This window comes from Streptomyces misionensis (assembly GCF_900104815.1).
Taxonomy (GTDB): Bacteria; Actinomycetota; Actinomycetes; order Streptomycetales; family Streptomycetaceae; genus Streptomyces; species Streptomyces misionensis.
Genome location: NZ_FNTD01000004.1, coordinates 2,492,478 through 2,514,604, shown reverse-complemented (window position 1 = coordinate 2,514,604; position 22,127 = coordinate 2,492,478). Strand labels below are relative to the sequence as shown.

Annotated in this window: 17 protein-coding genes; 5 read left to right on the top strand and 12 right to left on the bottom strand. The window is 72.8% G+C overall.

Going from position 1 to position 22,127, the window contains the following annotated elements:
- Positions 1 to 4 precede the first annotated feature (4 nt).
- From BLW85_RS13030 to pulA, 4 genes are all read left to right on the top strand, one after another.
- A complete protein-coding gene (locus BLW85_RS13030) occupies positions 5 to 910 on the top strand; it encodes a sugar ABC transporter permease (protein WP_070027496.1) in 906 nt (301 codons plus the stop codon).
- Positions 911 to 1,108: 198 nt separating this feature from the next.
- A complete protein-coding gene (locus BLW85_RS13025) occupies positions 1,109 to 2,797 on the top strand; it encodes a glycoside hydrolase family 13 protein (RefSeq protein ID WP_074992122.1) in 1,689 nt (562 codons plus the stop codon).
- Between the two features lie 134 nt (positions 2,798 to 2,931).
- Complete coding sequence (locus BLW85_RS13020; RefSeq protein ID WP_208624836.1) at positions 2,932 to 4,305, top strand: alpha-amylase; 1,374 nt, start codon at positions 2,932 to 2,934, stop codon at positions 4,303 to 4,305.
- A gap of 193 nt (positions 4,306 to 4,498) precedes the next feature.
- Positions 4,499 to 9,907 (top strand): pullulanase-type alpha-1,6-glucosidase, encoded by a 5,409-nt coding sequence (pulA, locus tag BLW85_RS13015; protein ID WP_074992121.1) that lies wholly within the window; start codon positions 4,499 to 4,501, stop codon positions 9,905 to 9,907.
- 59 nt (positions 9,908 to 9,966) lie between these two features.
- Here the strand turns inward: pulA and BLW85_RS13010 are convergent, their stop codons facing one another.
- The 11 genes from BLW85_RS13010 to glnII form a co-directional block, all read right to left on the bottom strand.
- Positions 9,967 to 10,665, bottom strand: coding sequence for a TetR/AcrR family transcriptional regulator (locus BLW85_RS13010; protein WP_071828851.1), 699 nt, complete (start codon positions 10,663 to 10,665; stop codon positions 9,967 to 9,969).
- A 68-nt stretch (positions 10,666 to 10,733) separates the two neighbouring features.
- Positions 10,734 to 11,783, bottom strand: coding sequence for a PDR/VanB family oxidoreductase (locus BLW85_RS13005; protein WP_074992120.1), 1,050 nt, complete (start codon positions 11,781 to 11,783; stop codon positions 10,734 to 10,736).
- Positions 11,783 to 12,697 (bottom strand): metal-dependent hydrolase, encoded by a 915-nt coding sequence (locus BLW85_RS13000; protein ID WP_074992119.1) that lies wholly within the window; start codon positions 12,695 to 12,697, stop codon positions 11,783 to 11,785. The genes BLW85_RS13005 and BLW85_RS13000 overlap by 1 nt, the downstream gene beginning before the upstream one ends.
- 78 nt (positions 12,698 to 12,775) lie before the next feature.
- The gene (locus BLW85_RS12995; RefSeq protein WP_074992118.1) at positions 12,776 to 14,692 is read right to left on the bottom strand and encodes a hypothetical protein; all 1,917 of its coding nucleotides are present in this window, start codon (positions 14,690 to 14,692) and stop codon (positions 12,776 to 12,778) included.
- Between the two features lie 49 nt (positions 14,693 to 14,741).
- A complete protein-coding gene (locus BLW85_RS12990; RefSeq protein WP_244174853.1) occupies positions 14,742 to 15,248 on the bottom strand; it encodes a tetratricopeptide repeat protein in 507 nt (168 codons plus the stop codon).
- A gap of 48 nt (positions 15,249 to 15,296) precedes the next feature.
- Positions 15,297 to 15,956 (bottom strand): LuxR C-terminal-related transcriptional regulator, encoded by a 660-nt coding sequence (locus BLW85_RS12985; RefSeq protein WP_074992116.1) that lies wholly within the window; start codon positions 15,954 to 15,956, stop codon positions 15,297 to 15,299.
- Entirely contained in the window at positions 15,941 to 17,200 is a 1,260-nt protein-coding gene (locus BLW85_RS12980) for a sensor histidine kinase (RefSeq protein ID WP_074992115.1), read from the bottom strand. The genes BLW85_RS12985 and BLW85_RS12980 overlap by 16 nt, the downstream gene beginning before the upstream one ends.
- A gap of 31 nt (positions 17,201 to 17,231) precedes the next feature.
- Positions 17,232 to 18,272, bottom strand: coding sequence for an NAD-dependent epimerase/dehydratase family protein (locus tag BLW85_RS12975; RefSeq protein WP_208624835.1), 1,041 nt, complete (start codon positions 18,270 to 18,272; stop codon positions 17,232 to 17,234).
- Positions 18,273 to 18,334: 62 nt separating this feature from the next.
- Entirely contained in the window at positions 18,335 to 18,910 is a 576-nt protein-coding gene (locus tag BLW85_RS12970) for a winged helix-turn-helix domain-containing protein (protein ID WP_074992113.1), read from the bottom strand.
- Positions 18,911 to 19,029: 119 nt separating this feature from the next.
- Entirely contained in the window at positions 19,030 to 19,152 is a 123-nt protein-coding gene (locus BLW85_RS40585; RefSeq protein ID WP_257585698.1) for a hypothetical protein, read from the bottom strand.
- Positions 19,153 to 19,472: 320 nt separating this feature from the next.
- Positions 19,473 to 20,504, bottom strand: coding sequence for a glutamine synthetase (glnII, locus tag BLW85_RS12965; RefSeq protein ID WP_074992112.1), 1,032 nt, complete (start codon positions 20,502 to 20,504; stop codon positions 19,473 to 19,475).
- 193 nt (positions 20,505 to 20,697) lie between these two features.
- On the opposite strand from glnII, the gene BLW85_RS12960 reads away from it, so the two are divergent.
- Positions 20,698 to 21,558 carry an alpha/beta fold hydrolase gene (locus BLW85_RS12960; RefSeq protein ID WP_074992111.1) on the top strand — a complete coding sequence of 287 codons (861 nt, stop codon included), beginning with the start codon at positions 20,698 to 20,700 and terminating at the stop codon, positions 21,556 to 21,558.
- 45 nt (positions 21,559 to 21,603) lie between these two features.
- Here the strand turns inward: BLW85_RS12960 and BLW85_RS12955 are convergent, their stop codons facing one another.
- The gene (locus BLW85_RS12955; RefSeq protein ID WP_074992110.1) at positions 21,604 to 21,978 is read right to left on the bottom strand and encodes an arsenate reductase family protein; all 375 of its coding nucleotides are present in this window, start codon (positions 21,976 to 21,978) and stop codon (positions 21,604 to 21,606) included.
- Between the last annotated feature and the right edge of the window lie 149 nt (positions 21,979 to 22,127).

Below are 22,127 nucleotides of genomic sequence, written 5' to 3'. Positions count from 1 at the left end.
CGCCATGAGCACCACCACCCTCGACACGCCGGCCGACGCACCGGCCCCCGCCGCCGAGCCCGCCCCGCGGGGCCGCCGGCCGGGCGAGCGCGGCCCCCTCGGAACCGCCCTGCTGCACGCGGGCCTCGTCGTCGCGAGCCTGATCGCGCTGGCCCCGGTGGCCTGGCTGATCTACCTCTCGCTCGGCCCGGCCAAGGACGACTACCTCCACCCGGGCAAGATCGCCGGGAAGATGAGCTTCTCCAACTACAGCTTCGTGCTGGAGCACACCGAGTTCTTCGACTGGTTCAAGTCCACGATGATCGTGGCCCTCGGCACCACCGTGGTCGGCGTGCTGCTCGCCGCGACCACCGGCTACGCGGTCTCCCGGATGCGGTTCCCCGGCTACAAGCAGCTGATGTGGATCCTGCTGCTCACCCAGGCCTTCCCGATCGCCGTGCTGATCGTGCCGATGTACCAGATCTTCAGCGACCTGGGGCTCATCGACTCCTACTGGGCGCTGATCCTCGTGAACTGCACCACCGCGGTGCCGTACAGCGCCTGGCTGCTCAAGGGCTACTTCGACACGATCCCCTTCGAGATCGACGAGGCCGGCCGGGTCGACGGGCTCACGCCGTTCGGCACCTTCTTCCGGCTGATCCTGCCGCTGGCCCGCCCGGGCCTGGCCGTCGCCGCCTTCTACAACTTCATCACCGCGGTCGCCGAGGTCGCCTTCGCGACCACCTTCATGCTGGACGACTCCAAGTACACGTTCTCCGTCGGCCTGCAGACCTTCGTCAGCCAGCACGACGCCGAGTGGAACTACATGGCCGCCACCGCGGTGCTGATCGCGATACCCGTGGCGGTGTTCTTCTACCTCGTGCAGAAGAACCTGGTCACCGGTCTCACCTCCGGCGGCACCAAGGGCTGACGCCCTGAGCACACGAGGCTCCCGCGCGTTCCACCGCGCGGGCAGGCGGCCGCGGTGCCCATCCGACCCCGCCGACACCGCGGCCGCCTCCTTCCGCCTCCGGTCCGCCGGCACCGCCGCACCCCACGGGCCCGCCACCGCGGGCGCCCGTGGCACCCACGCGTCCATGACCCGTTTCCCGTCACCACCAAGGAAGCCATGAGCCAGCAGCACTCTGCCGCCCCGGCCACCGACTCCGCCACCGCCACCGTCGCCGCGCGCCGCCGCGACTGGTGGCGGGAGGCGGTCATCTACCAGGTCTACCCGCGCAGCTTCGCCGACAGCAACGGCGACGGCATGGGTGACCTGGAGGGCGTGCGCTCCCGCCTGCCGTACCTGCGCGACCTCGGCGTCGACGCGGTGTGGCTGAGCCCCTTCTACGCCTCCCCGCAGGCCGACGCCGGCTACGACGTCGCCGACTACCGCGCGGTCGATCCGATGTTCGGCACCCTGCTGGACGCCGACGCGCTGATCCGCGACGCGCACGGGCACGGCCTGCGCATCATCGTGGACCTGGTGCCCAACCACTCCTCGGACCAGCACGAGTGGTTCAAGCGCGCCCTCGCCGAGGGTCCCGGCTCCCCGCTGCGGGAGCGCTACCACTTCCGCCCCGGCAAGGGCGAGAGCGGCGAACTGCCGCCCAACGACTGGGAGTCCATCTTCGGCGGCCCGGCCTGGACCCGGGTCACCGAGCCCGACGGCACGCCCGGCGAGTGGTACCTGCACCTGTTCGCCCCCGAGCAGCCCGACTTCAACTGGGAACACCCGGCCGTCGGCGACGAGTTCCGCTCCATCCTGCGCTTCTGGCTGGACATGGGCGTCGACGGCTTCCGCATCGACGTGGCCCACGGCCTGGTGAAGGCCGAGGGCCTGCCCGACCTCGGCTCCGGCGACCAGGTGAAGCTGCTGGGCAACGATGTCATGCCGTTCTTCGACCAGGACGGCGTGCACGCGATCTACCGGCAGTGGCGGACCATCCTCGATGAATATGCGGGGGAGCGAATTTTCGTGGCGGAGGCGTGGACGCCGACCGTCGAGCGCACCGCCAACTACGTCCGCCCGGACGAGCTGCACCAGGCGTTCAACTTCCAGTACCTGTCGACGGCCTGGGACGCGGCCGAGCTGCGCGCGGTCATCGACGGCACGCTGGAGGCGATGCGCCCGGTCGGCGCCCCGGCCACCTGGGTGCTGTCCAACCACGACGTCACCCGGCACGCCACCCGCTTCGCCAACCCGCCGGGGCTCGGTACCCAGATCCGCACGGCCGGCGACCGCGACCTCGGCCTGCGCCGGGCCCGCGCCGCCACCCTGCTGATGCTGGCGCTGCCCGGCTCGGCCTACCTCTACCAGGGCGAGGAACTGGGCCTGCCCGACGTGGTCGACCTGCCCGACGAGGTGCGCCAGGACCCCGCGTACTTCCGCGGCGCGGGCCAGGACGGTTTCCGCGACGGCTGCCGGGTGCCGATCCCGTGGACCCGCACCGGGCCGTCGTACGGCTTCGGGGACGGCGGCAGCTGGCTCCCGCAGCCGGAGGTCTGGGGCGAGCTGAGCGTGGCCGCGCAGACCGGGCGGCCCGGCTCCACCCTGGAGCTGTACCGCGCCGCGCTCGCCGCGCGCCGGGCGCAGCCGGACCTCGGCGCCGGGGACGCGGTGGAGTGGCTGCGCGCCCCCGAGGGCGTACTGGCCTTCCGCCGGGGCGAGTTCGTCTGCGTCACCAACACCACGGGGGAGTCGGTGACGACCCCGGCGTACGGCCGGGTGCTGCTCGCCAGCGACGAGGTGGCCCGGGCCGGCGACGAGGCGAAGACGCCCGCCGACACCACCGTCTGGTGGACGACGGCGGTCTGACGGCCGTGTGAGTTTTCTTGCAACAACTTCTCGGCGGCCCGCTGCCTTTTCCGGCAGCGGGCCTCTAACATCTGCGTGACCGCAAGGTTTCAGCAACCTTGCGCAATCCCCTTCAGCGACGAAGGAACCCCCACATGGTGCGCAGAATCCTTTCGGGAGCGGTCGCCCTCGCGGCCGCCGCCCTTGTCATGACCCCGACTAACGCCGACGCCTCCCCGCCCGGCACCAAGGACGTCACCGCCGTCCTCTTCGAGTGGAACTACGCCTCGGTGGCCCGCGAGTGCACCAACACCCTGGGCCCCGCCGGCTACGGGTACGTGCAGGTCTCGCCGCCCGAGGAGCACATACAGGGCTCCCAGTGGTGGACCTCGTACCAGCCCGTGTCGTACAAGATCGCGGGCCGGCTCGGTGACCGGACCACCTTCAAGAACATGATCTCGACCTGCCACGCGGCCGGGGTGAAGGTCGTGGTGGACACCGTCATCAACCACATGACCTCGGGCAGCGGCACCGGCACCGGCGGCACGCAGTACACCAAGTACAACTACCCGGGCGTGTACTCGGATGCCGACTTCCACACCTGTAGGACGTCGATCAGCAACTACCAGGACCGCACGAACGTCCAGACCTGCGAACTGTCGGGCCTGGCGGACCTGGACACCGGCGCGGAGCACGTCCGCGCGACGATCGCCGGGTACATGAACGACCTGCTGTCGCTCGGCGCCGACGGCTTCCGGATCGACGCGGCCAAGCACATCGCCGCCAGTGACCTGGCGAACATCAAGAGCCGGCTGACCAACCCGAACGCCTACTGGAAGCAGGAGGTCATCTACGGCGCGGGCGAGGCCGTCCAGCCCACCGAGTACACGGGCGACGGAGACGTCCAGGAGTTCCGCTACGGCTACGACCTCAAGCGCGTCTTCAACAGCGAGAAGCTCGCCTACCTGAACAACTTCGGCGAGGGCTGGGGCTACCTGCCCGGCAACGTGGCCGGCGTCTTCGTGGACAACCACGACACCGAGCGCAACGGCGCCACCCTGAACTACAAGGACGGCGCCAACTACACCCTGGCCAACGTCTTCATGCTGGCCTGGCCCTACGGCTCGCCCGACATCAACTCCGGGTACGAGTGGAGCGACGCGGACGCCGGGCCGCCCAACAACGGCCAGGTCAACGCCTGCTGGCAGGACGGCTGGAAGTGCCAGCACGCCTGGCCGGAGATCAAGTCCATGGTCGCCTTCCGCAACGCCACCCGCGGCCAGGCGGTCGCCAACTGGTGGGACGACGGCGACAACCTGATCGCGTTCGGCCGCGGCGGCAAGGGCTATGTGGTGATCAACCACGAGGGCACGACGGCCAACCGCTCGTTCCAGACCTCGCTGCCCGCCGGCACCTACTGCAACGTGCAGAACAACACCACGGTGACGGTCAACTCCACCGGCTGGTTCACGGCGTCGGTGGCCCCGAACACCGCGCTGGCGATCTACGCCGGCAAGTCCTCCTGCTGAACCGGAACCCGGCCCGCACCGCACCCCCATGGCGGTGCGGGCCCACCCTCCTGAAATCCCTTGCCGATGTTTTCAGGACTCTTGCTGCAACCCTTTCGCGGGCGGTACGGTCGCGCGGACGCCCGGCATCGATGCCGAGCCGAGGCGTGGGGTCGGACCCGAACTGAGCCGTCATCGCAAGGAGTTCCCACCTGTGATACCGAGATGGCCGGCGTCCCCCGGGCGCCGCACCACCCGCCGCAAGAGAGCCGCGGCCCTCGTCGTCGCCGCCCTCGCGGCCGCCCTCGTGCAGCCGCTCACGGCCCACGCCGACCAGGCCGCCGCCCCGCCCCCGCCCCCGTCGGACGCGGCCCTCGCCGCCCAGCCGGCCCGGCACGACGACACCCGTGAGCAGTTCTACTTCGTCATGCCGGACCGTTTCGCCAACGGCGACAAGGCCAACGACCAGGGCGGCCTCACCGGTTCGCGCATGACGACCGGCTACGACCCCACCGACAAGGGCTTCTTCCAGGGCGGCGACCTCAAGGGCCTGACCCGGAAGCTGGACTACATCAAGGGGCTCGGCACCACCGCCCTGTGGCTGGCGCCGATCTTCAAGAACATCCCGGTGCAGGGCACCGGGGCCAACGCCTCGGCCGGCTACCACGGTTACTGGATCACCGACTTCACCCAGGTCGACCCGCACTTCGGCACCAACCAGGACCTGGCGCACCTCATCTCCACGGCGCACGCCAAGGGCATGAAGGTCTTCTTCGACGTCATCACCAACCACACCGCCGACGTGGTGAAGAACGAGGAGAACTCCTCCGACTACCGCACCAAGGGCGCCTACCCGTACCTCACCGAGGACGGCAGGCCCTTCGACGACGCCGACTACGCCGGCGGCGGCGGGACGTTCCCCGCCGTCTCCGCCGCCTCCTTCCCGTACACCCCCCGTGTCACCGCCCGAACCAAGGTCCCGGCCTGGCTCAACGACCCGACGATGTACCACAACCGGGGCGACTCGACCTTCGCCGGCGAGTCCGGCACCTACGGCGACTTCTCCGGCCTGGACGACCTGTGGACCGAGCGGCCCGAGGTCGTCCACGGCATGGAGCGGATCTACGAGCGGTGGGTGAAGGACTTCGCCGTCGACGGCTTCCGCATCGACACCGCCAAGAACGTCGACATGCCCTTCTGGACCCAGTGGGCCACCGCGCTCGACACCTACGCGGCGGCGCACGGCCGCAAGAACTTCTTCCTGTTCGGCGAGACCTACGACACCGACACCTCGGTCACCGCCCCGTACGTCACCCAGGGCCGGCTCGACGCCACCCTCGACTTCCCCTTCCAAGACGCGGCCCGCGGCTACGCCTCCCAGGGCGCGAGCGCGCGGAAGCTGGCGAACGTCCTCGGTGACGACTACAAGTACACGACCGACAAGGCCAACGCGTACGAGGAGGTCACCTTCCTCGGCAACCACGACATGGGCCGCATCGGATACTTCCTCAAGCAGGACAACCCCGGCGCCTCCGACGCCGAACTGCTGAAGAAGGACCGGCTCGCCAACGAGGTGATGTTCCTCAGCCGCGGCAACCCGGTCGTCTACTACGGCGACGAACAGGGCTTCACCGGCTCCGGCGGCGACAAGGACGCCCGCCAGACCATGTTCGCCTCCCGGGTGCCCGACTACCTCGCGGACGACGAGATCGGCACCGACCGCACGGCCGCGAGCGACTCCTACGACACGAGCGCCCCGCTCTACAAGGACATCGCCGCCCTGTCCGCGCTGCGCAAGGCCAACCCGGCCCTGGCCGACGGCGTGCAGACCGAGCGGTACGCGGCCGACGGCGCCGGGATCTACGCCTTCACCCGCACCGACGCGCGCACCGGCCAGGAGTACGTCGTCGCGTTCAACAACGCGGCCGAGGCCAAGTCCGCGACCTTCGCCACCGGTTCGGCCCGGATGCCCTACCGGGGCGTCTACGGCGCCGACGGCACCCTGACCTCCGACGGCGACCACAAGGTCACCGTCACCGTCCCGGCCGAGTCCGCCGTCGTCTACAAGGCGTCGCGTCCCCTCGACAAGCCGGCCGCCAAGCCGTCCCTCACCCTGGACGCCCCGGCCGCCGGGGCCACCGGCACCGTGACGGTCCGTGCCGGCGTCGAGGGCGGCGGCCTGAACCGGGTGGTCTTCGCCGCCCAGACCGGCAACGGCAAGTGGCAGGTCCTGGGCTCCGCCGACCACGCGCCCTACCAGGTCACCCAGACCCTGAACGCCAAGGTCCCGGCCGGTACCGCCCTGCGCTACAAGGCCGTCGTGATCGACAGCGCCGGGCACACCGCGAGCGCCCTGGCGAGCAGCACCACCGGCACCCCGCCCGCGCCCGCGCCGCCCACCGCGTCCTCCCGCGACTACGCGATCGTCCACTACCGGCGCACCGACGGCGACTACGCCGACTGGAACCTGTACGCGTGGGGCGACCTCGCCGACGGCGAGGCCACCACCTGGCCGGCCGGCCACCCCTTCGTCGGCCGCGACGCCTGGGGCGCCTTCGCCTACGTCAAGCTCAAGCCGGGCGCCTCCAGCGTCGGCTTCCTGGTGGTCGACAAGAACGGGAACAAGGACGTCTCCGCCGACCGGACCATCGACGTCACCAAGACGGGTGAGGTCTGGGTCGAGCAGGGCAAGACCGACACGCTGACCCAGCGGCCCGCGTATCCCGCGCCGGACACCACCAAGGCGGTCGTCCACTACCACCGCGCGGACGGGAACTACGACGGCTGGGGCCTGCACGTCTGGACGGGCGCCGCGAACCCCACCGACTGGTCGGCCCCGCTGAAGCCGGTGAAGACTGATGCCTATGGCGCGGTCTTCGAGGTCCCGCTCGCCGCGGGTGCCACCAGCCTCAGCTACATCATCCACAAGGGCGACGAGAAGGACCTCGCCGCCGACCAGTCCCTGGACCTCGGGGCGGACGGCTACGAGGTGTGGCTGTTGAACGGCCAGGACGAGCACCTGCTGCCGCAGCCCGCGGGCAACGCGGCCGCCCTCGACCTGACCACCTCCAAGGCGGTCTGGATCGACCGGGACACGGTCGCCTGGAACGGCGTGGACGGCGCCGTCTCCACCCAGCTCCTGTCCTCCCGCGACGGCTCGATCACCGTCAAGGACGGGACGCTGACCAGCGACGACGAGCGCTGGCTGCGGCTGGAGAAGACCACCCTGACCGACGCGCAGAAGGCGAAGTTCCCGTACCTGAAGGACTACACCGCCTGGTCGGTGGACCCGCGTGACCGCGACCGGGTGCGCGCGGCGCTGACCGGTCAGCTGGTCGCCTCGCAGCGCGCCGCGAACGGGGCCGTGCTGGCCGCGACCGGGGTGCAGACCGCGGGCGTGCTGGACGACCTCTACCCGGCCGCCACCAAGGCCCGGCTGGGCCCGGTCTTCCACGACGGCAGGCCCACCCTCTCCGTGTGGGCGCCGACCGCCCAGAGCGTGTCCCTGGAACTGGACGGCGCGCTCAGGGCCATGCACCGGGACGACACCACCGGCGTCTGGTCGGTCACCGGCCCCGCGTCCTGGAAGGGCGGTCGGTACCGGTACGTGGTCAAGGTCTGGGCGCCCAGCGTCGGCAGGATGGTCACCAACAAGGTCACCGACCCCTACTCGGTCGCCCTCACCGCGAACTCCGAGCGCAGCGTCGTCGCCGACCTGGACGACGCGTCCCTCGCCCCGGGCGGCTGGTCCGCGCTGCGCAAGCCCAAGGCCGTGCCGCTGAAGGACGCCCAGATCCAGGAGCTGCACGTCCGGGACTTCTCGGTCGCGGACAAGACCGTCCCGGCGAAGGACCGGGGCACCTACCTCGCCTTCACGGACAAGAACAGCGACGGCTCCAAGCATCTGAAGGAACTGGCGAAGTCCGGGACGTCGTACGTGCACCTGCTGCCCGTCTTCGACTTCGCCACCGTGCCGGAGAAGAAGGCCGACCAGCGGAGCCCCGACTGCGATCTCGCCTCCTACCCGGCCGACTCCGACCGGCAGCAGGCGTGCGTGGCGAAGAGCGCCGCGCAGGACGCCTACAACTGGGGCTACGACCCGTACCACTTCACGGTGCCCGAGGGCTCGTACGCCACCGACCCCGACGGCACCGCGCGCACCCGGCAGTTCCGGCAGATGGTGCAGGGGATCAACCAGGACGGCCTGCGGGTCGTGATGGACGTCGTCTACAACCACACCTCGGCCAGTGGTCAGGCGGACACCTCAGTCCTGGACAAGATCGTGCCCGGCTACTACCAGCGGCTGCTCGCCGACGGCTCGGTCGCCAACTCCACCTGCTGCTCCAACACCGCGCCGGAGAACGCGATGATGGGCAAGCTGGTCGTGGACTCGATCGTCACCTGGGCCAAGGAGTACAAGGTCGACGGGTTCCGCTTCGACCTCATGGGCCACCACCCGAAGGCCAACATCCTCGCGGTCCGCAAGGCCCTCGACGCGCTCACCCTCGAGAAGGACGGCGTCGACGGCAAGAAGATCATCCTGTACGGGGAGGGCTGGAACTTCGGCGAGGTGGCGAACGACGCCCGCTTCGTGCAGGCCACGCAGGCCAACATGGCCGGCACCGGCATCGCCACCTTCTCCGACCGGGCCCGGGACGCGGTGCGCGGCGGCAGCCCCTTCGACGCCGACCCCGGCGTCCAGGGCTTCGCCTCCGGCCTGTTCACCGACCCCAACGGCTCGGCGGCGGGCGGCACCGCGGCCGAGCAGAAGGCCCGGCTGCTGCACTACCAGGACCTGATCAAGGTCGGGCTGACCGGCAACCTCGCCAAGTACCGCTTCACGGACACCGACGGCAAGGAGGTCACCGGCGCGGAGGTCGACTACAACGGAGCGCCCGCCGGATACGCGGCCGCGCCAGGCGACGCCCTCGCCTACGTGGACGCGCACGACAACGAGTCCCTGTTCGACGCGCTCACCTACAAGCTGCCCCGGGGCACGTCCGCGGCGGACCGGGCCCGGATGCAGGTCCTGGCGATGGCCACGGCCACCCTCTCGCAGGGGCCGTCCCTCTCCCAGGCGGGCACCGACCTGCTGCGCTCGAAGTCGCTGGACCGCAACTCCTTCGACAGCGGGGACTGGTTCAACGCCATCCACTGGAACTGCGCCGACGGCAACGGCTTCGGCCGGGGACTGCCCATGGCCGCCGACAACCAGGACAAGTGGCCGTACGCCGAGCCGCTGCTGACCTCCGTCAAGGTCGGCTGCCCGCAGATCACCGGCGCCTCGGCCGCCTACCAGGACCTGCTGCGCATCCGCACGACGGAGAAGGCGTTCTCGCTCGACACCGCCGGACAGGTCCAGGACCGGCTGTCCTTCCCGCTGTCCGGCAAGGACGAGACGCCGGGCGTGATCACCATGAGGCTCGGCGATCTGGTCGTCGTCTTCAACGCCACCCCGCAGCGCCAGGAGCAGAAGGTCGCCGCCCTGGCCGGGGCGCACTACCGGCTGCACCCGGTGCAGGCCACCGGCGCGGACCCGGTGGTGAAGACCTCCGCCTACGCCGCCGGCAGCGGCACCTTCACCGTGCCGGCCCGGACCGTGGCGGTGTTCACCCGGTCCTAGGTGTGCTGTCCCGGGACGTTGGTGACACGCGTGCTGGGTGCTGATCCAAACGAAAGACCCTAGAGAGGCGGGGAAGCCAGGGTGGACAGCCGGCCGACGAGCTCCGCGAAGGGGCCGTCGGCCGGCTCGTCCTTGAGCATGGCGCGCAGCACGTCCGCCATGCCCTCGTCCTGGACGGCGCTGACGGCGACCAGCGCGGCGAAGTCGTGCACCAACTGGACCTCCAGCTCCGCACGCGGAATGCGCCGGCCGTCCAGCCAGATCAGCGCGGTGGACTCGGCCAGCGAGATCCAGGAGCGGATGACCAGCTCCAGCCGCGGCGGCGCGTCGGCGATCCCGAGATGGGCGAGCATCTGGTCGTACGCCGCCTGCCGCACGGAGTCGATCAGCGCGTTGGTGGTCGTCGAGCCCACCGCGGGGCCGCCGCGCATCAGGGCCGAGAAGCCGGGGCCGTGCTCGTCCACGTGCTCGAAGAAGCGGCCCATCACATGCAGCAGCCGCGTCCCGAGCGGACCCTCGTGGGGCTCGGTGAAGCGGGCCTTCAGCTCCTCCGAGGCACGCTGCAGCGCGGCCTCGTACAGGCTCATCTTGCCGGGGAAGTAGTGGTACACCAGCGGCCGCGAGATGCCCGCGGCCGCCGCTATCTCGTCGATGGAGACCTCGTCGGGCGAGCGGCGGCTGAACAGGTCGAGGGCGACACCGATCAGCTGCTGCCGCCGCTCCTCGACGCCCATCCTGCGGCGAACCCCGGTACTCATGCGAACACCTTACCGAGCGGATCCGGCCGCCAACGGTCCGGACCCGAATGGGTGTTCACATCGCTGGGTCACAGGTCCAGGACAAGACGCTCCCCCCGGGCCCTGGAGACACAGATCAGCATCGAGTCGGCACGCTCCGCATCCGAGAGCAGCTCGTCCCGGTGCTCCACCTCGCCCTCCAGCACCCGCTGCTGACAGGTCCCGCAGAAGCCCTGCTCGCAGGAGTAGGCGAGGTCCGGCAGTTCCCGGCGCACGGCGTCCAGCACGGTGGTGCCGACGGGCACGGCCACCGTCCGCCCGGTGCGCCGCAGTTCGACCTCGAACGCGGCGTCGCCGTCCGCCGGAGCACGCGGCGCGAACCGCTCCAGATGCAGCGCGGCACCCTCGGGCACCCGCTCGGCGACCGCGTCCATCAGCCCCTCGGGGCCGCAGCAGTACACCGCCGTGCCCGCCGCCACGCCCTCGAACAGGGCGTCCAGGTCCGGCCGCCCCTCCTCGTCCTCGGCGACGACCGTCAGCCGGTCCCCGGCCAGCTCGCCCAGCTCCTCCAGGAAGGGCATCGAGGCCCGGGTCCGCCCGCAGTACAGCAGCCGCCACCCGGCGTGCTCCGGCAGCGCGCGCAGCATCGGCAGCACCGGGGTGATGCCGATGCCGCCCGCGACGAAGACGTACGACTCCGCCTCGGCCAGCGGGAAGCGGTTGCGCGGCCCGCGCACCTCCAGCTCCATGCCCTCGGCCAGCTGCTCGTGGACCTCCCGGGAGCCGCCCCGGCCGTCCTCGACCAGCCGGGTGGCGACGGTGTACGACGAGGTGTCCCCGGGGTCCCCGCACAGCGAGTACTGCCGCACCAGCCCGGAGGGCAGCACCAGGTCGAGATGCGCCCCGGGCGTCCAGCGGGGCAAGTCGTCCCCCTCCAGACACAGTCGGACGACGCCGTCGGCGATCGTCTCGTGCGCGGTGAGCAGCAGCCGCAGGGCCCGGGGGCGCGGCCGGCCGGACAGCGGCGGGTCCAGCGCGGGCAGCGGCCACAGCGGCGAGACCCGGACCCGGCGGGCGAGGGCACGGCGGGTGAGCAGGGCGGCGCCCGCGACCAGGGCGACGGCAGGCAGCCTCGGCATCACGCGGCCTCCCGCGCGGACGGCTCGGCCCGCTGTGCGGCGAGCGCGGCGGGGGAGGCCTCCAGATAGGCCACGGCCTGGGCGGTGGAGAACTCGTGGGACGGGTGGTAACCGCGGGCGAGATAGCGCGGGATGGACCTCAGCATGGCGCCGGTGGCTGGCAGCACGCCCTGCCGGCCGCGGTCGTGGAAGTCCTTCACGGAGTACCTGGGGGCGGTCAGCGTCGGGTCGTTCTCCATGAAGAAGCGCACCCCGCGCTGCCAGAGGAAGACCAGGGCGGTGAAGGCGGCCGCCCAGGTGCGGGCCCGGCGCCGGTAGCTCCCGTCGAGGTGCTGGAAGAGGTCGAAGGCGACCGAGCGGTGCTCGACCTCCTCCGCGCCGTGCCAGCGCAGCAGGTCCAGCATGGTGGGGTCGGCGCCGCGCCGGTCCAGCTCGGCCGCGCCCAGCACCCAGTCGCCGAGGAAGGCGGTGTAGTGCTCGATGGCCGCGATGAGCGCCACCCGCTCCAGCAGCCACCAGCGGCGCGCCCGGCCCGGCGGCAGGGTGCGGTCGCCGAGCAGCTTCTCGAAGAACCAGTCGACCTGCGCGGTGTACGGCGTCGGGTCCAGGCCCTGCTCGCGCAGGTGCGGCAGCACCTCGTCGTGGGACTGGGAGTGCACGGCCTCCTGGCCGATGAACCCGATGACGTCCGCGCGCAGCCGCTCGTCCTCGATCAGCGGCAGCGCCTGCTTGTACACGTGCACGAACCAGCGCTCCCCGGCGGGCAGCAGCAGGTGCAGCACGTTGATGGTGTGTGTGGCGAAGGGATCGCCGGGCACCCAGTGCAGCGGCGTGTCCTCCCACGAGAAGGACACGTTGCGGGCCTTGAGCGGCACGCGCTCGGACTCCACCGGCCGGGCCTGCGTATTAGACATGGCGTCAATGTACTGACGGGTACGGCGGGTGAGAACCCCCTCGGTGCCTCTTGTTGACGCGGATGTCACGCAAGTCGGTCAGTGCAGCCCGTCGATCTCCCGGCCGCCCGCCAGCGAGCCCTTCAGCTCCGCCCGCGCCCCCCGCGTGGCCTTGGCGATCAGCAACGAGCCCGGCGCGGAGGCGGTGATCCCGCCGCTCGCGTGGATCGCCACCGTGTCCGGGCCGCCCGCAGCCAGCAGGTACCAGTGCCCGCCCCGGGACTTCCACAGCACCCCGGCCAGCACGTGCGGATCACGCGGACCGCACGCGGTGACGTCCGTGCCCTTGGCGGTGACCGCCCCGTACCGCGCGCCGGGCGTGCGGAACTGGGCCAGCGCCGCGGTGCCGTCGCCGCGCCAGGTCTCGGCCCGGGTGCACACCCACTGGCCCGCCCCGCTGCCGTCGGGCAGCGGCTGCTCCGCGAACTCCCAGGCGTTGACGCCGCGCACGCCCGAGGAGCGCTCGGTCGCCAGCGAGCAGGCGAACGGCGCCCACGCCTGGAGCCCCTCCGGCCCGGCGGCCTCGCCCACCGCGCCCGGCCGGCCCGCGGTCAGATGCGCCGGGACCAGCTCGCCGAGGTCGGTGGAGAGCTGGGTGCCCGCACCGTCGGACAGCTGGAGCACGGTCCACGAGGTGCAGTCGCCGGTGGACAGGGCGGGGCTGGTCAGCGGGGCGGTGACGCCGTCGGCGACCTTCAGGGCGCTCGGCGCGGAGGCCGGCTTCATCAGGTCCCGGGTGGCCGCCGTCTTCACCCAGGGGGCCAGCAGGTACTGCACATTGCCGTCCGAGCGGCCCAGCACCAGCGCGCTCGCCTCGGCGCCGGTCGCGCCGTCCACCCGGGCGAAGTCCAGGGCCGCGCCCGCGGTGCCGTCCGCCGGTTCGGCGTAGCGGGCGATGCGCAGCCCGTCGTAGAAGACCACCACCCGGGCGGCGTCCACCCGGCCCGCGTACAGCAGCTGGGGCGGGCCCGCCGGGCCGCCGGTCTGGGTGCCGGGGGTGGCCGAGACCCGGACGTTCCCGCCGGGCCGCGCCCAGACGGCCAGCGCGCGGCGCAGCAGGTCCCGGTCGCCGGTGAGCGCGCCGCGCGCCGGCCAGGCCGAGAAGTCGGTGCGGGCGGCGGAGCGCCAGGCGGTGGGGGAGACGCGGGCCAGCTTGGCCGGGTCGAGGGCGGCCTCGGCGGCCGGGTTGCCGGCGTAGACGGGCGCGGCGGCGCCGTCCGGACCCCAGCCGCCGCCCGGCAGCGCGACCAGCGCCCCGCACACCGCGAGGGCGGCCAGCGCGCCCAGCGCCGCCCTGGTGTGCTGGCGGCGGCGCATCAGATCGGTGGGCCGGGCCTGGAGGGCGCACGGGTCGAACTCGGGGGAGGCGAGCAGCCCCGGCTGCGCGGGCACGCTGTTCGCCGAGGCCAGCGCGCCGCCCGGGTCGGCCACCCCGGCGGCCTTGAGGACCTTGCGGACGGCGGCGTCGGGCAGCCGCTCCAGACCGCGCAGCACATAGGCCGCGCGGGCCGGCCCGGACAGCTTCGACAGCCGTTGCTCCAGGGCGCGTTCGTCCGCGCCGCCGGTGCGCGGGGCCAGCCGCAGGCCCCACACCCGGGGGAGCGGCCGGGGCCGGCCCGTGCGCGGGCGGGCCGCCGCCAGGGCCGCGCGCAGGACCCGCTCGCGGAGGTAGGCGTACCCGGGGTCGTCGTCCGGGGCCTCGCCGGCCGCGGGCGTCCGGCGCGGTGTCTGGGCCGGGATCAGGGACGCCTGCTTGCGGCCCCGGGGCAGGGCGCGCTGGGCGAGGGCGTGTGCGGTGAGCACCCGGCGCTCGCGGCCGAGGTCCGGCGGCAGCACCAGATAGGCGAGCCGGACCAGCCGTGGGTAGTGCTCCACGAGCGAGGCCTCGGCCTGCTCCAGGCCGGCCGGGCGGCCGGAGGCGGGGGCGTGACGCTGGGCTACATCCTGTGACTGCACGTCCGGGAAAACGAGCGAGCCCTTGGTAGGTCACCGTCAAGCGGCGCGCTCATGCCTCCGGATCGACCAGGGCGCGGGCGTAGTTGGCCATCGACCGCTGGTAGCGCGGCAGATGGGCAGCCAGCGCGCCGAGCACGAGCGACAGCCCCTCGCGGTCCCGGCCGAGGCTGGACAGGCACAGCGCCAGACAGGCCCGCACGGCGTCGTCCAACTCGTCGCTCGGCGCGTCCAGTTCGGGGGTGAGCAGCTTGACGCCCTCCTCCGCCTGCCCGGTGTTGCGCAGCGAGCTGGCCAGCTGGATCCTGGCCCGCCGCCCCCGGTAGCCGTCCAGGCCGCGCGCCAGTGCCTCCCGGTACAGCGGCACGGCGCGGTCGGAGTGCCCGGTCGAGTCCAAGGCGCAGGCCCGTTCGAAGGGTCCCAGCGGGCTGTCGTCGGGCAGTTCGGCCACGAGTCCGTCGATCAGCGCGCGGAACTCCGCCGCCCGCTCCTGCGGGTACTCGTCACGCGCGAAGGCGGCCCAGGCGGCGGCCGCACGGTCTTCCCAGTCCTCATTCACCGCGTCACCCTCGCACACCCGTGCCGCCGAGCACAGCGGTTTCCCGTCTCAGCGGTGGCCGCCGTCGAGATACGCCAGCACCGCGAGGACACGCCGGTTGTCGTCGTCCGACACCTCCAGGCCCAGCTTGCCGAAGATGTTGGAGGTGTGCTTGGCCACCGCCCGCTCGGTGACCACCAGCTGGGCGGCGATGCCCGCGTTCGACCGGCCCTGCGCCATCAGCTCCAGCACCTCCCGCTCGCGTGGGGTGAGCCGGTCGAGCGGCCGGTCGCCGGCCGGGCCGCCCCGGGCCAGCAGCTGCTGGATGACCTGCGGATCCATCGCCGTACCCCCTGCCGCCACCCGCCGTACGGCGTCCACGAACTGGTCCGCGTCGAAGACCCGGTCCTTGAGCAGATAGCCGATCGCCCCGTCCCCGTCGGCGAGCAGCTCGCGCGCGTACAGCTGCTCCACGTGCTGGGAGAGGACCAGCACCGGCAGCCCCGGCCGCGCCCGCCGGGCGGCCAGCGCGCACTGCAGGCCCTCGTCGGTGTGGGTGGGCGGCAGCCGTACGTCGACCACCGCCACGTCCGGCCGCAACTCGGCGAGCGCGCGGGACAGTTCGGGGCCGGACTCGACTGCCGCCGCGATCTCGAAGCCGTACGCCTCGAGCAGCCGGACCAGTCCGTCGCGCAGCAGGAAGAGGTCTTCGGCTAGGACAACACGCACGGGATCTCCATGGTCACCATGGTGGGGCCGCCCGGGGGACTGCTGACGGCCAGGACGCCGTCGAATGTACCGAGCCGCCGCTCCACCCCGGCGAGCCCGGTGCCCGCGCCGATCGCCGCGCCGCCCCTGCCGTTGTCGGTGACCGTGATCCGCAGCCGGCCCTCGCCGTGGTGCAGGTCCACCCAGATCCGGTCGGCGCCGGAGTGCTTGACCGCGTTGGTGAGCACCTCGCTGACCGCGAAGTAGGCGGCCGACTCCACGGGCGCGTCGGCGCGGCCCGTCTGCTCCACCGTGACCTCGGCGGGCAGCGGCAGCCGCAGCGCCAACGCCCGCACCGCGTCCCCGAGTCCGCGTTCGGCGAGGACCGGCGGATGGATGCCGCGCACCAGGCCGCGCAGCTCCTCCAGGGCGTCGGCCGAGTTGCGGCGGGCCTGCGCGAGCAGCGTCCGGGCCTGCGCCGGGTCCTTGTCGAGCAGCATCTCGATGGTGCCGAGGTCCATGCCCATGGCGACCAGCCGGGCCTGCGCCCCGTCGTGCAGGTCCCGTTCGATGCGGCGCAGCTCGGCGGCGGAGGTGTCCACCGCGTCCCGCCGGGTCTCGGTCAGCACCCGCACCCGTTCCGCGAGTTCGCCGTTCCCGTTGTCCAGCATCGCCCGGGTGAGCCGGAAGTGCGCGGTCAGCAGGAGCGGGGTGACGCGCCAGGAGACGGCGAGCAGAATGAGGGCGAGCACGCCCGCGGCGAGGGCGCCGGCCTCCCCGGTGACCGGGACGAACGCGTACCAGTAGGTGCCGCCGTGTGCGTACGCCCGCCACAGGCCGGCCGGCAGCAGCAGCCCCTCGACGGGGTAGAGCAGCAGCAGGGCCGGGAGCAGCGCGGTGACGAAGCCGGCCGTGGTGTCCACCGGCAGCCAGCGCACGTCCCGCCAGGTCTGGGGGTCGCCCAGCATCGTGAAGGTGCGGGTCCACGGATTGGCGCCGCGCGGGACGGGCCGGTAGGCCGCCCGGATGCGCACCCCGCACCACTCGGCCGCGAGCCTGCGGCGCGCGTCCGCCAGCGCCCTGAGCCCGGTGAGCACGGCCGGAGTCGTCACCAGCCCGATGCCGAGCGGTATCAGCGCGAGGGACAGCGGGATCAGTACCAGGAAGGCCACGCCGAAGGGCAGCACGATGAGGGACAGCACCAGCCCCCGGACGGCGGCCAGCAGTACCCGCCGGGCGTGGCCGCTCTTGTCTTCGCTGTTCATGCGGCCAGTCTCGCCGACCCCCGGCCGGGGGTCACTGGCCCGAGGCCCCCTCTCGGGGGGTGGTGCCAGGTACACCCCCGCGCAGGCCGGCCAGCACCTTCGCCGCCACCTCGGGGGCGAGCCGCGGGGTCGTGCGGTCGGGCCTTCGGGGCGCCACACCGCCGATCGCGGTCAGCCACCGCCAGGTGTCCGAGACGGTCTCCGACACCGGCCGGCACACCAGTCCGGTCGCCAGCGCCCGCCCGACGTCGGCCCGGTGGACGGCGTCGTACGTCTCGCCGCCCGGCGGCACCCACACCGGCAGCTCGGTCCACGGCTCGATCCCGGCCTCCAGGATGCGCTCCGGCTCGGCCCAGCACAGCTCCGCGTCCGCGCCGGTCGCCGCGACGCACGCGTCGAGCAGTGCGCCCATGGTGGTGTGCCCGGGCGGGCTCACCAGGTCGTACGGTCCGCTCAACTCCTGCTCCAGGGCGCCGAGCAGCCACTCGGCGAGGTCGCGGGCGTCGACGTACTGGATCGGCAGGTCGCGCGGGCCCGGCGCCAGGACCGGACCGCCGCGGGCGACCTGGTCCAGCCACCAGGGCAGCCGGCCGACGTTCTCGTACGGGCCGAGGATCAGCCCGGCCCGCACCAGCAGCGAGCGCTCGGCGCCGAAGGTCTCCAGGACGGCCAGTTCGCCGCCCCGCTTGTCCTGGGCGTACTCCGTCGCCCCGGCGTCCGCCGCGCCCTCGACCACCGGGGCGTCCTCGCCGGCCCCGGGCGGGCGGGGCCAGGCGTACACCGACCGGCTGGAGACGTATGCGTACCGCCCGGCGCGGCCCCGCAGCAGCCGCGCCGCCTCCAGGACCGCGCGGGGCGCCGCCGACCAGGTGTCCACCACCGCGTCCCAGTCGCCCTCGGCGAGCGCGGCCAGGCCGCCCTCGGCGGTGCGGTCACCGGTCGACACCCGTGCGCCGGGGGGCGCTTCGTGACGTCCGCGGTGGAACACGGTCACCTCCCAGCCGCGCCCGAGCGCCGCCTCCACCACGGCCCGCCCCACGAACTCCGTTCCGCCCAGCACGAGAAGTCTCATGCCGGGCAGCCTGCCCGGTCCGGGCACGGAGCGCACCACGGTCCGCCGAGGGCGGAAAGGGGTCAACCGGCGGTCGGCGGAATGTACTTGTAGCCGACCCGGCGCACGGTCTGGATCGTCCGGCGGTGCTCGGCGCCCAGCTTGCGGCGCAGCCGGGCGATGTGCACGTCCACGGTGCGGCCGTCGCCGACATGGCCGTACCCCCACACCGTGGTGACCAGCTGGTCGCGGGTGTGCACCCGGTGCGGGTGCGCCACCAGGTGCGCGAGCAGTTCGAACTCCAGGTAGGTCAGGTCGAGTTCACGGCCGTCGACGGCGGCGGTGCGGCGCACCGGGTCGATCCGCACCAGCGGCTCGGGGGCCCGGTCCGGGGCCTGTTCGGTACGGTCCGCCCGGTCGGGCACCGCGACCGGCGCGAACGGCGGCCGCTGGTCCGCCGGGACCAGCACCAGGTAGCCGACCATCGGCGGCCGGCCGGGCAGGACGGGCAGGGTGTGCTGGGGGGCCGGCAGCCAGGTGGCGCCCGGCGGCAGGAAGTCCGCGACGTCCACGACCTCGTCCCGGTCGACGGCGCGCAGCCGGTGCCGGGCGGGAGCGGCGGGCGGGGAGGCGGGGGTGACGGAACGGGTGGTCGCCATGGGAGGTCAGCTCTTTCGCGCGAGAGGTTCGTCGGGAGGGGCGACGGCCGCGATTCGTGGTCGGGGCGCGCCGGGGACGTACGTCGTTCCGCGCTGGCCGAAGGCCGGGGTGTACGGCTTCAGAGGGCCCGCGCGGTCATCGCGCGACAACACACCCGGTCGAAGTCGTGGTGCTGGCGGGAGGGCCAGAAGGGCTCGAGGTCATGGCGACCCGTCGCGGTGATCTTCTGGAAGCTGGCCATGCGCCCATTGAAGCAGAGGCGCGCGCCGGGCACGAGGGTTCTCTCACAAGGTGGACGTGACCGTGGCGTGAAGTCGGCGTCACGGGAGCCGCCGGGGCCGTGGTGGCGGCCCTGATCAGCGGGTTGCGGGCCCGAATGCGGCCGGATCGCTGTCTCGGCATGCGGACACCGGGTGAGGGAAGGGCACTCGTGGGCGTGCGCCGGAGGCACCCGCGGGCATGGGCGACGGGCGGGCGTGAGCCTGTGGGAGGGGTGTCCGCCGGGCGTGCGGAAGGGGCGCCCGCCGTGACGGCGGGCGCCCCTTCGCGAGCCGGGGCGGATCAGACCTGGCCGGCCTTCTCCAGCGCCGAGCAGCAGGTGTCCACCAGCAGGCGGGTCACCACGTAGGGGTCGACGTTGGCGTTCGGGCGGCGGTCCTCGATGTAGCCCTTGCCCTCCTGCTCGACCTGCCACGGGATGCGGACCGAGGCGCCGCGGTCGGAGACGCCGTAGGTGTACTTGTCCCAGGGGGCGGTCTCGTGCAGACCGGTCAGGCGCTCGTCGATGCCGGCGCCGTAGTTCTTGACGTGGTCCAGCGGCTTGGAACCCTCGCCCAGCGACTCGCAGGCGGTGATGATCGCGTCGTAGCCCTCGCGCATCGCCTTGGTGGAGAAGTTGGTGTGCGCGCCCGCGCCGTTCCAGTCGCCCTTGACCGGCTTGGGGTCGAGGGTGGCGGAGACCTTGAAGTCCTCGGCGGTGCGGTAGAGCAGCCAGCGGGCCACCCACAGCTGGTCGGAGACCTCCAGCGGGGCGAGCGGGCCGACCTGGAACTCCCACTGGCCCGGCATGACCTCGGCGTTGATGCCGGAGATGCCGAGACCGGCCTTCAGGCAGTTGTCGAGGTGCGCCTCGACGACGTCCCGGCCGAAGATCTCGTCGGCGCCGACACCGCAGTAGTAGCCGCCCTGCGGGGCCGGGAAGCCGCCCTCGGGGAAGCCCAGCGGGCGGGTGCCGGCGAAGAAGGTGTACTCCTGCTCGATGCCGAAGATCGGCTCCTGCGCGGCGAACCGCTCGGCGACCTCGGCCAGTTCGGCGCGGGTGTTGGAGGCGTGCGGGGTCATGTCCGTGTTCAGGACCTCGCACAGCACCAGGATGTCGTCGCCGCCGCGGATCGGGTCCGGGCAGCTGAAGACCGGCTTGAGCACGCGGTCCGAGGCGTGGCCCTCGGCCTGGTTGGTGGACGACCCGTCGAAGCCCCACAGCGGCAGCGCGTCGAGACCGGCCGGGGCACCCGTGATGATCTTCGTCTTGGAACGGAGCTTGGCCGTCGGCGCGGTGCCGTCGATCCAGATGTACTCGGCCTTGAAGGTCACGGGGGGCACTTCCTTCGGGTGGTTCGGGCGCACTCGCGGGCGCTGCGGCGCGACGGCGCCGCCTCGATCTGCCCGGAGACTGTCAACAGGCCGTTTCCCGGCCATTGCCCTTGTGTGAACCCCGTGTTACCTGGGCGTATTGTGTCGCGGATCACGAAGTGGTGGTACCGGCGAGACATCAGGGGGCCGTACGGTGACCGGTTACGACAGTGACGCCTTCCGGAGCGCGTACGAGGCGGTTTGGGCGAAGTGGCCCGCCGACCGCGAGGCGCTGAGCATACCCACACCCCACGGCACCACCCGCGTCAACGCCTGCGGCCCGCGCGACGCGCCCCCGCTGCTCCTGCTGCCGGGCGGCGGCGGGGCCACCTCCCTCACCTGGTACGCCCAGGCCGGGCCGCTGTCCGCCGCCCGCCGGGTCTACGCCGCCGACCTGCCCGGCGCCCCCGGACTCAGCGTGCCGCCGCCGGGCCGGCACCCCCGCACGGTCGCCGACCTGACCGGCTGGCTGGACGCGGTCCTGGACGGCCTGGGCCTGGCCTCGGCCGACGTGGGCGGGCACTCGTACGGCGCCTGGATCGCCCTGCACCACGCCCTGCGCGCCCCCGGCCGGGTCCGCCGCCTGTTCCTGCTGGACCCCACCCAGTGCTTCACCGGGTACCGGCCGGGCTATGTGCTGCACGCCCTGCCGATGCTGCTGCGGCCCACGCCGGGCCGGGTCCGCGCCTTCCTGGAGTGGGAGACCGGGGGAACGGCCCCCGACCCCGACTGGCTGCGCCTCCAGGAGGCCGCCGCCGGCTTCCCGGCCGCCAAGCCGGTCACCGGCCCGCGCCCGGCACCGGACGCGCTGCGCGCCCTTACGGTGCCGGTGCTGGTGCTCGTGGCCGGGCGCGGCAGGGCCCACGATCCGCTCCGGGTGACGGCGGGCGCCGAGGCCCTGCTGCCGCGCGTGACGACCGCCGTGCTCCCCGGCATCTCCCACCACGCCCTGCCGCAGTCGGCCCCACCCGCCCTGGCGGCCCGGCTCACCGGCTTCCTGGACGCCCGCGACTGACCGGGACGAGGCCGGCGCGCCGGTTCCCCGGGCGGGCCCGGTCGGTCAGGACGAGGTCCGGCCGTGGCCGATGGCCTCCTGGACGGCCTCGTCCGTGCGGGCCACCAGGGCGGTCCCGTCGTCCGCGGTGATGATGGGCCGCTGGATCAGCTTCGGGTGCTCGGCGAGCGCCTTGATCCAGCGGTCCCGGGACCCCTCGTCCCGCGCCCAGTCCTTGAGGCCCAGCTCCTTGGCGACCGCCTCCTGGGTCCGCGTGATGTCCCAGGGCTCCAGTCCCAGCCGCCCGAGCACGGCCTTGATCTCGTCCTCGCTCGGCACATCCTCCAGATAGCGCCGCACGGTGTACTCGACCCCCTCGGCGTCGAGCGTGCTGATCGCGCTGCGGCACTTCGAACAGGCCGGATTGATCCAGATCTCCATGCCCTAACGGTACGCGAGAAACCGTCCGTCACCCGCGTCCCGGGCGCCCCGAAAGCCCTTGTGGCCAGGGGCTTTTGTCAGTGGTCGGCCGTAGAATAGAAGCAGTGTTCGAGGGTGCCGCCGGGCTCGCCGGCCGGTGCCCTGATCGC

What these genes read in the sequence shown, in the direction of transcription:
- BLW85_RS13030 (WP_070027496.1), top strand. Translation starts at nt 5, where the DNA reads ATGAGCACCACCACCCTCGACACGCCGGCCGACGCACCGGCCCCCGCC.
- BLW85_RS13025 (WP_074992122.1), top strand. Translation starts at nt 1,109, where the DNA reads ATGAGCCAGCAGCACTCTGCCGCCCCGGCCACCGACTCCGCCACCGCC.
- BLW85_RS13020 (WP_208624836.1), top strand. Translation starts at nt 2,932, where the DNA reads ATGGTGCGCAGAATCCTTTCGGGAGCGGTCGCCCTCGCGGCCGCCGCC.
- BLW85_RS13010 (WP_071828851.1), bottom strand. Translation starts at nt 10,665, where the DNA reads ATGAGTACCGGGGTTCGCCGCAGGATGGGCGTCGAGGAGCGGCGGCAG.
- BLW85_RS13005 (WP_074992120.1), bottom strand. Translation starts at nt 11,783, where the DNA reads ATGCCGAGGCTGCCTGCCGTCGCCCTGGTCGCGGGCGCCGCCCTGCTC.
- BLW85_RS13000 (WP_074992119.1), bottom strand. Translation starts at nt 12,697, where the DNA reads ATGTCTAATACGCAGGCCCGGCCGGTGGAGTCCGAGCGCGTGCCGCTC.
- BLW85_RS12980 (WP_074992115.1), bottom strand. Translation starts at nt 17,200, where the DNA reads ATGAACAGCGAAGACAAGAGCGGCCACGCCCGGCGGGTACTGCTGGCC.
- BLW85_RS12975 (WP_208624835.1), bottom strand. Translation starts at nt 18,272, where the DNA reads ATGAGACTTCTCGTGCTGGGCGGAACGGAGTTCGTGGGGCGGGCCGTG.
- BLW85_RS12970 (WP_074992113.1), bottom strand. Translation starts at nt 18,910, where the DNA reads ATGGCGACCACCCGTTCCGTCACCCCCGCCTCCCCGCCCGCCGCTCCC.
- BLW85_RS40585 (WP_257585698.1), bottom strand. Translation starts at nt 19,152, where the DNA reads ATGGCCAGCTTCCAGAAGATCACCGCGACGGGTCGCCATGACCTCGAG.
- BLW85_RS12955 (WP_074992110.1), bottom strand. Translation starts at nt 21,978, where the DNA reads ATGGAGATCTGGATCAATCCGGCCTGTTCGAAGTGCCGCAGCGCGATC.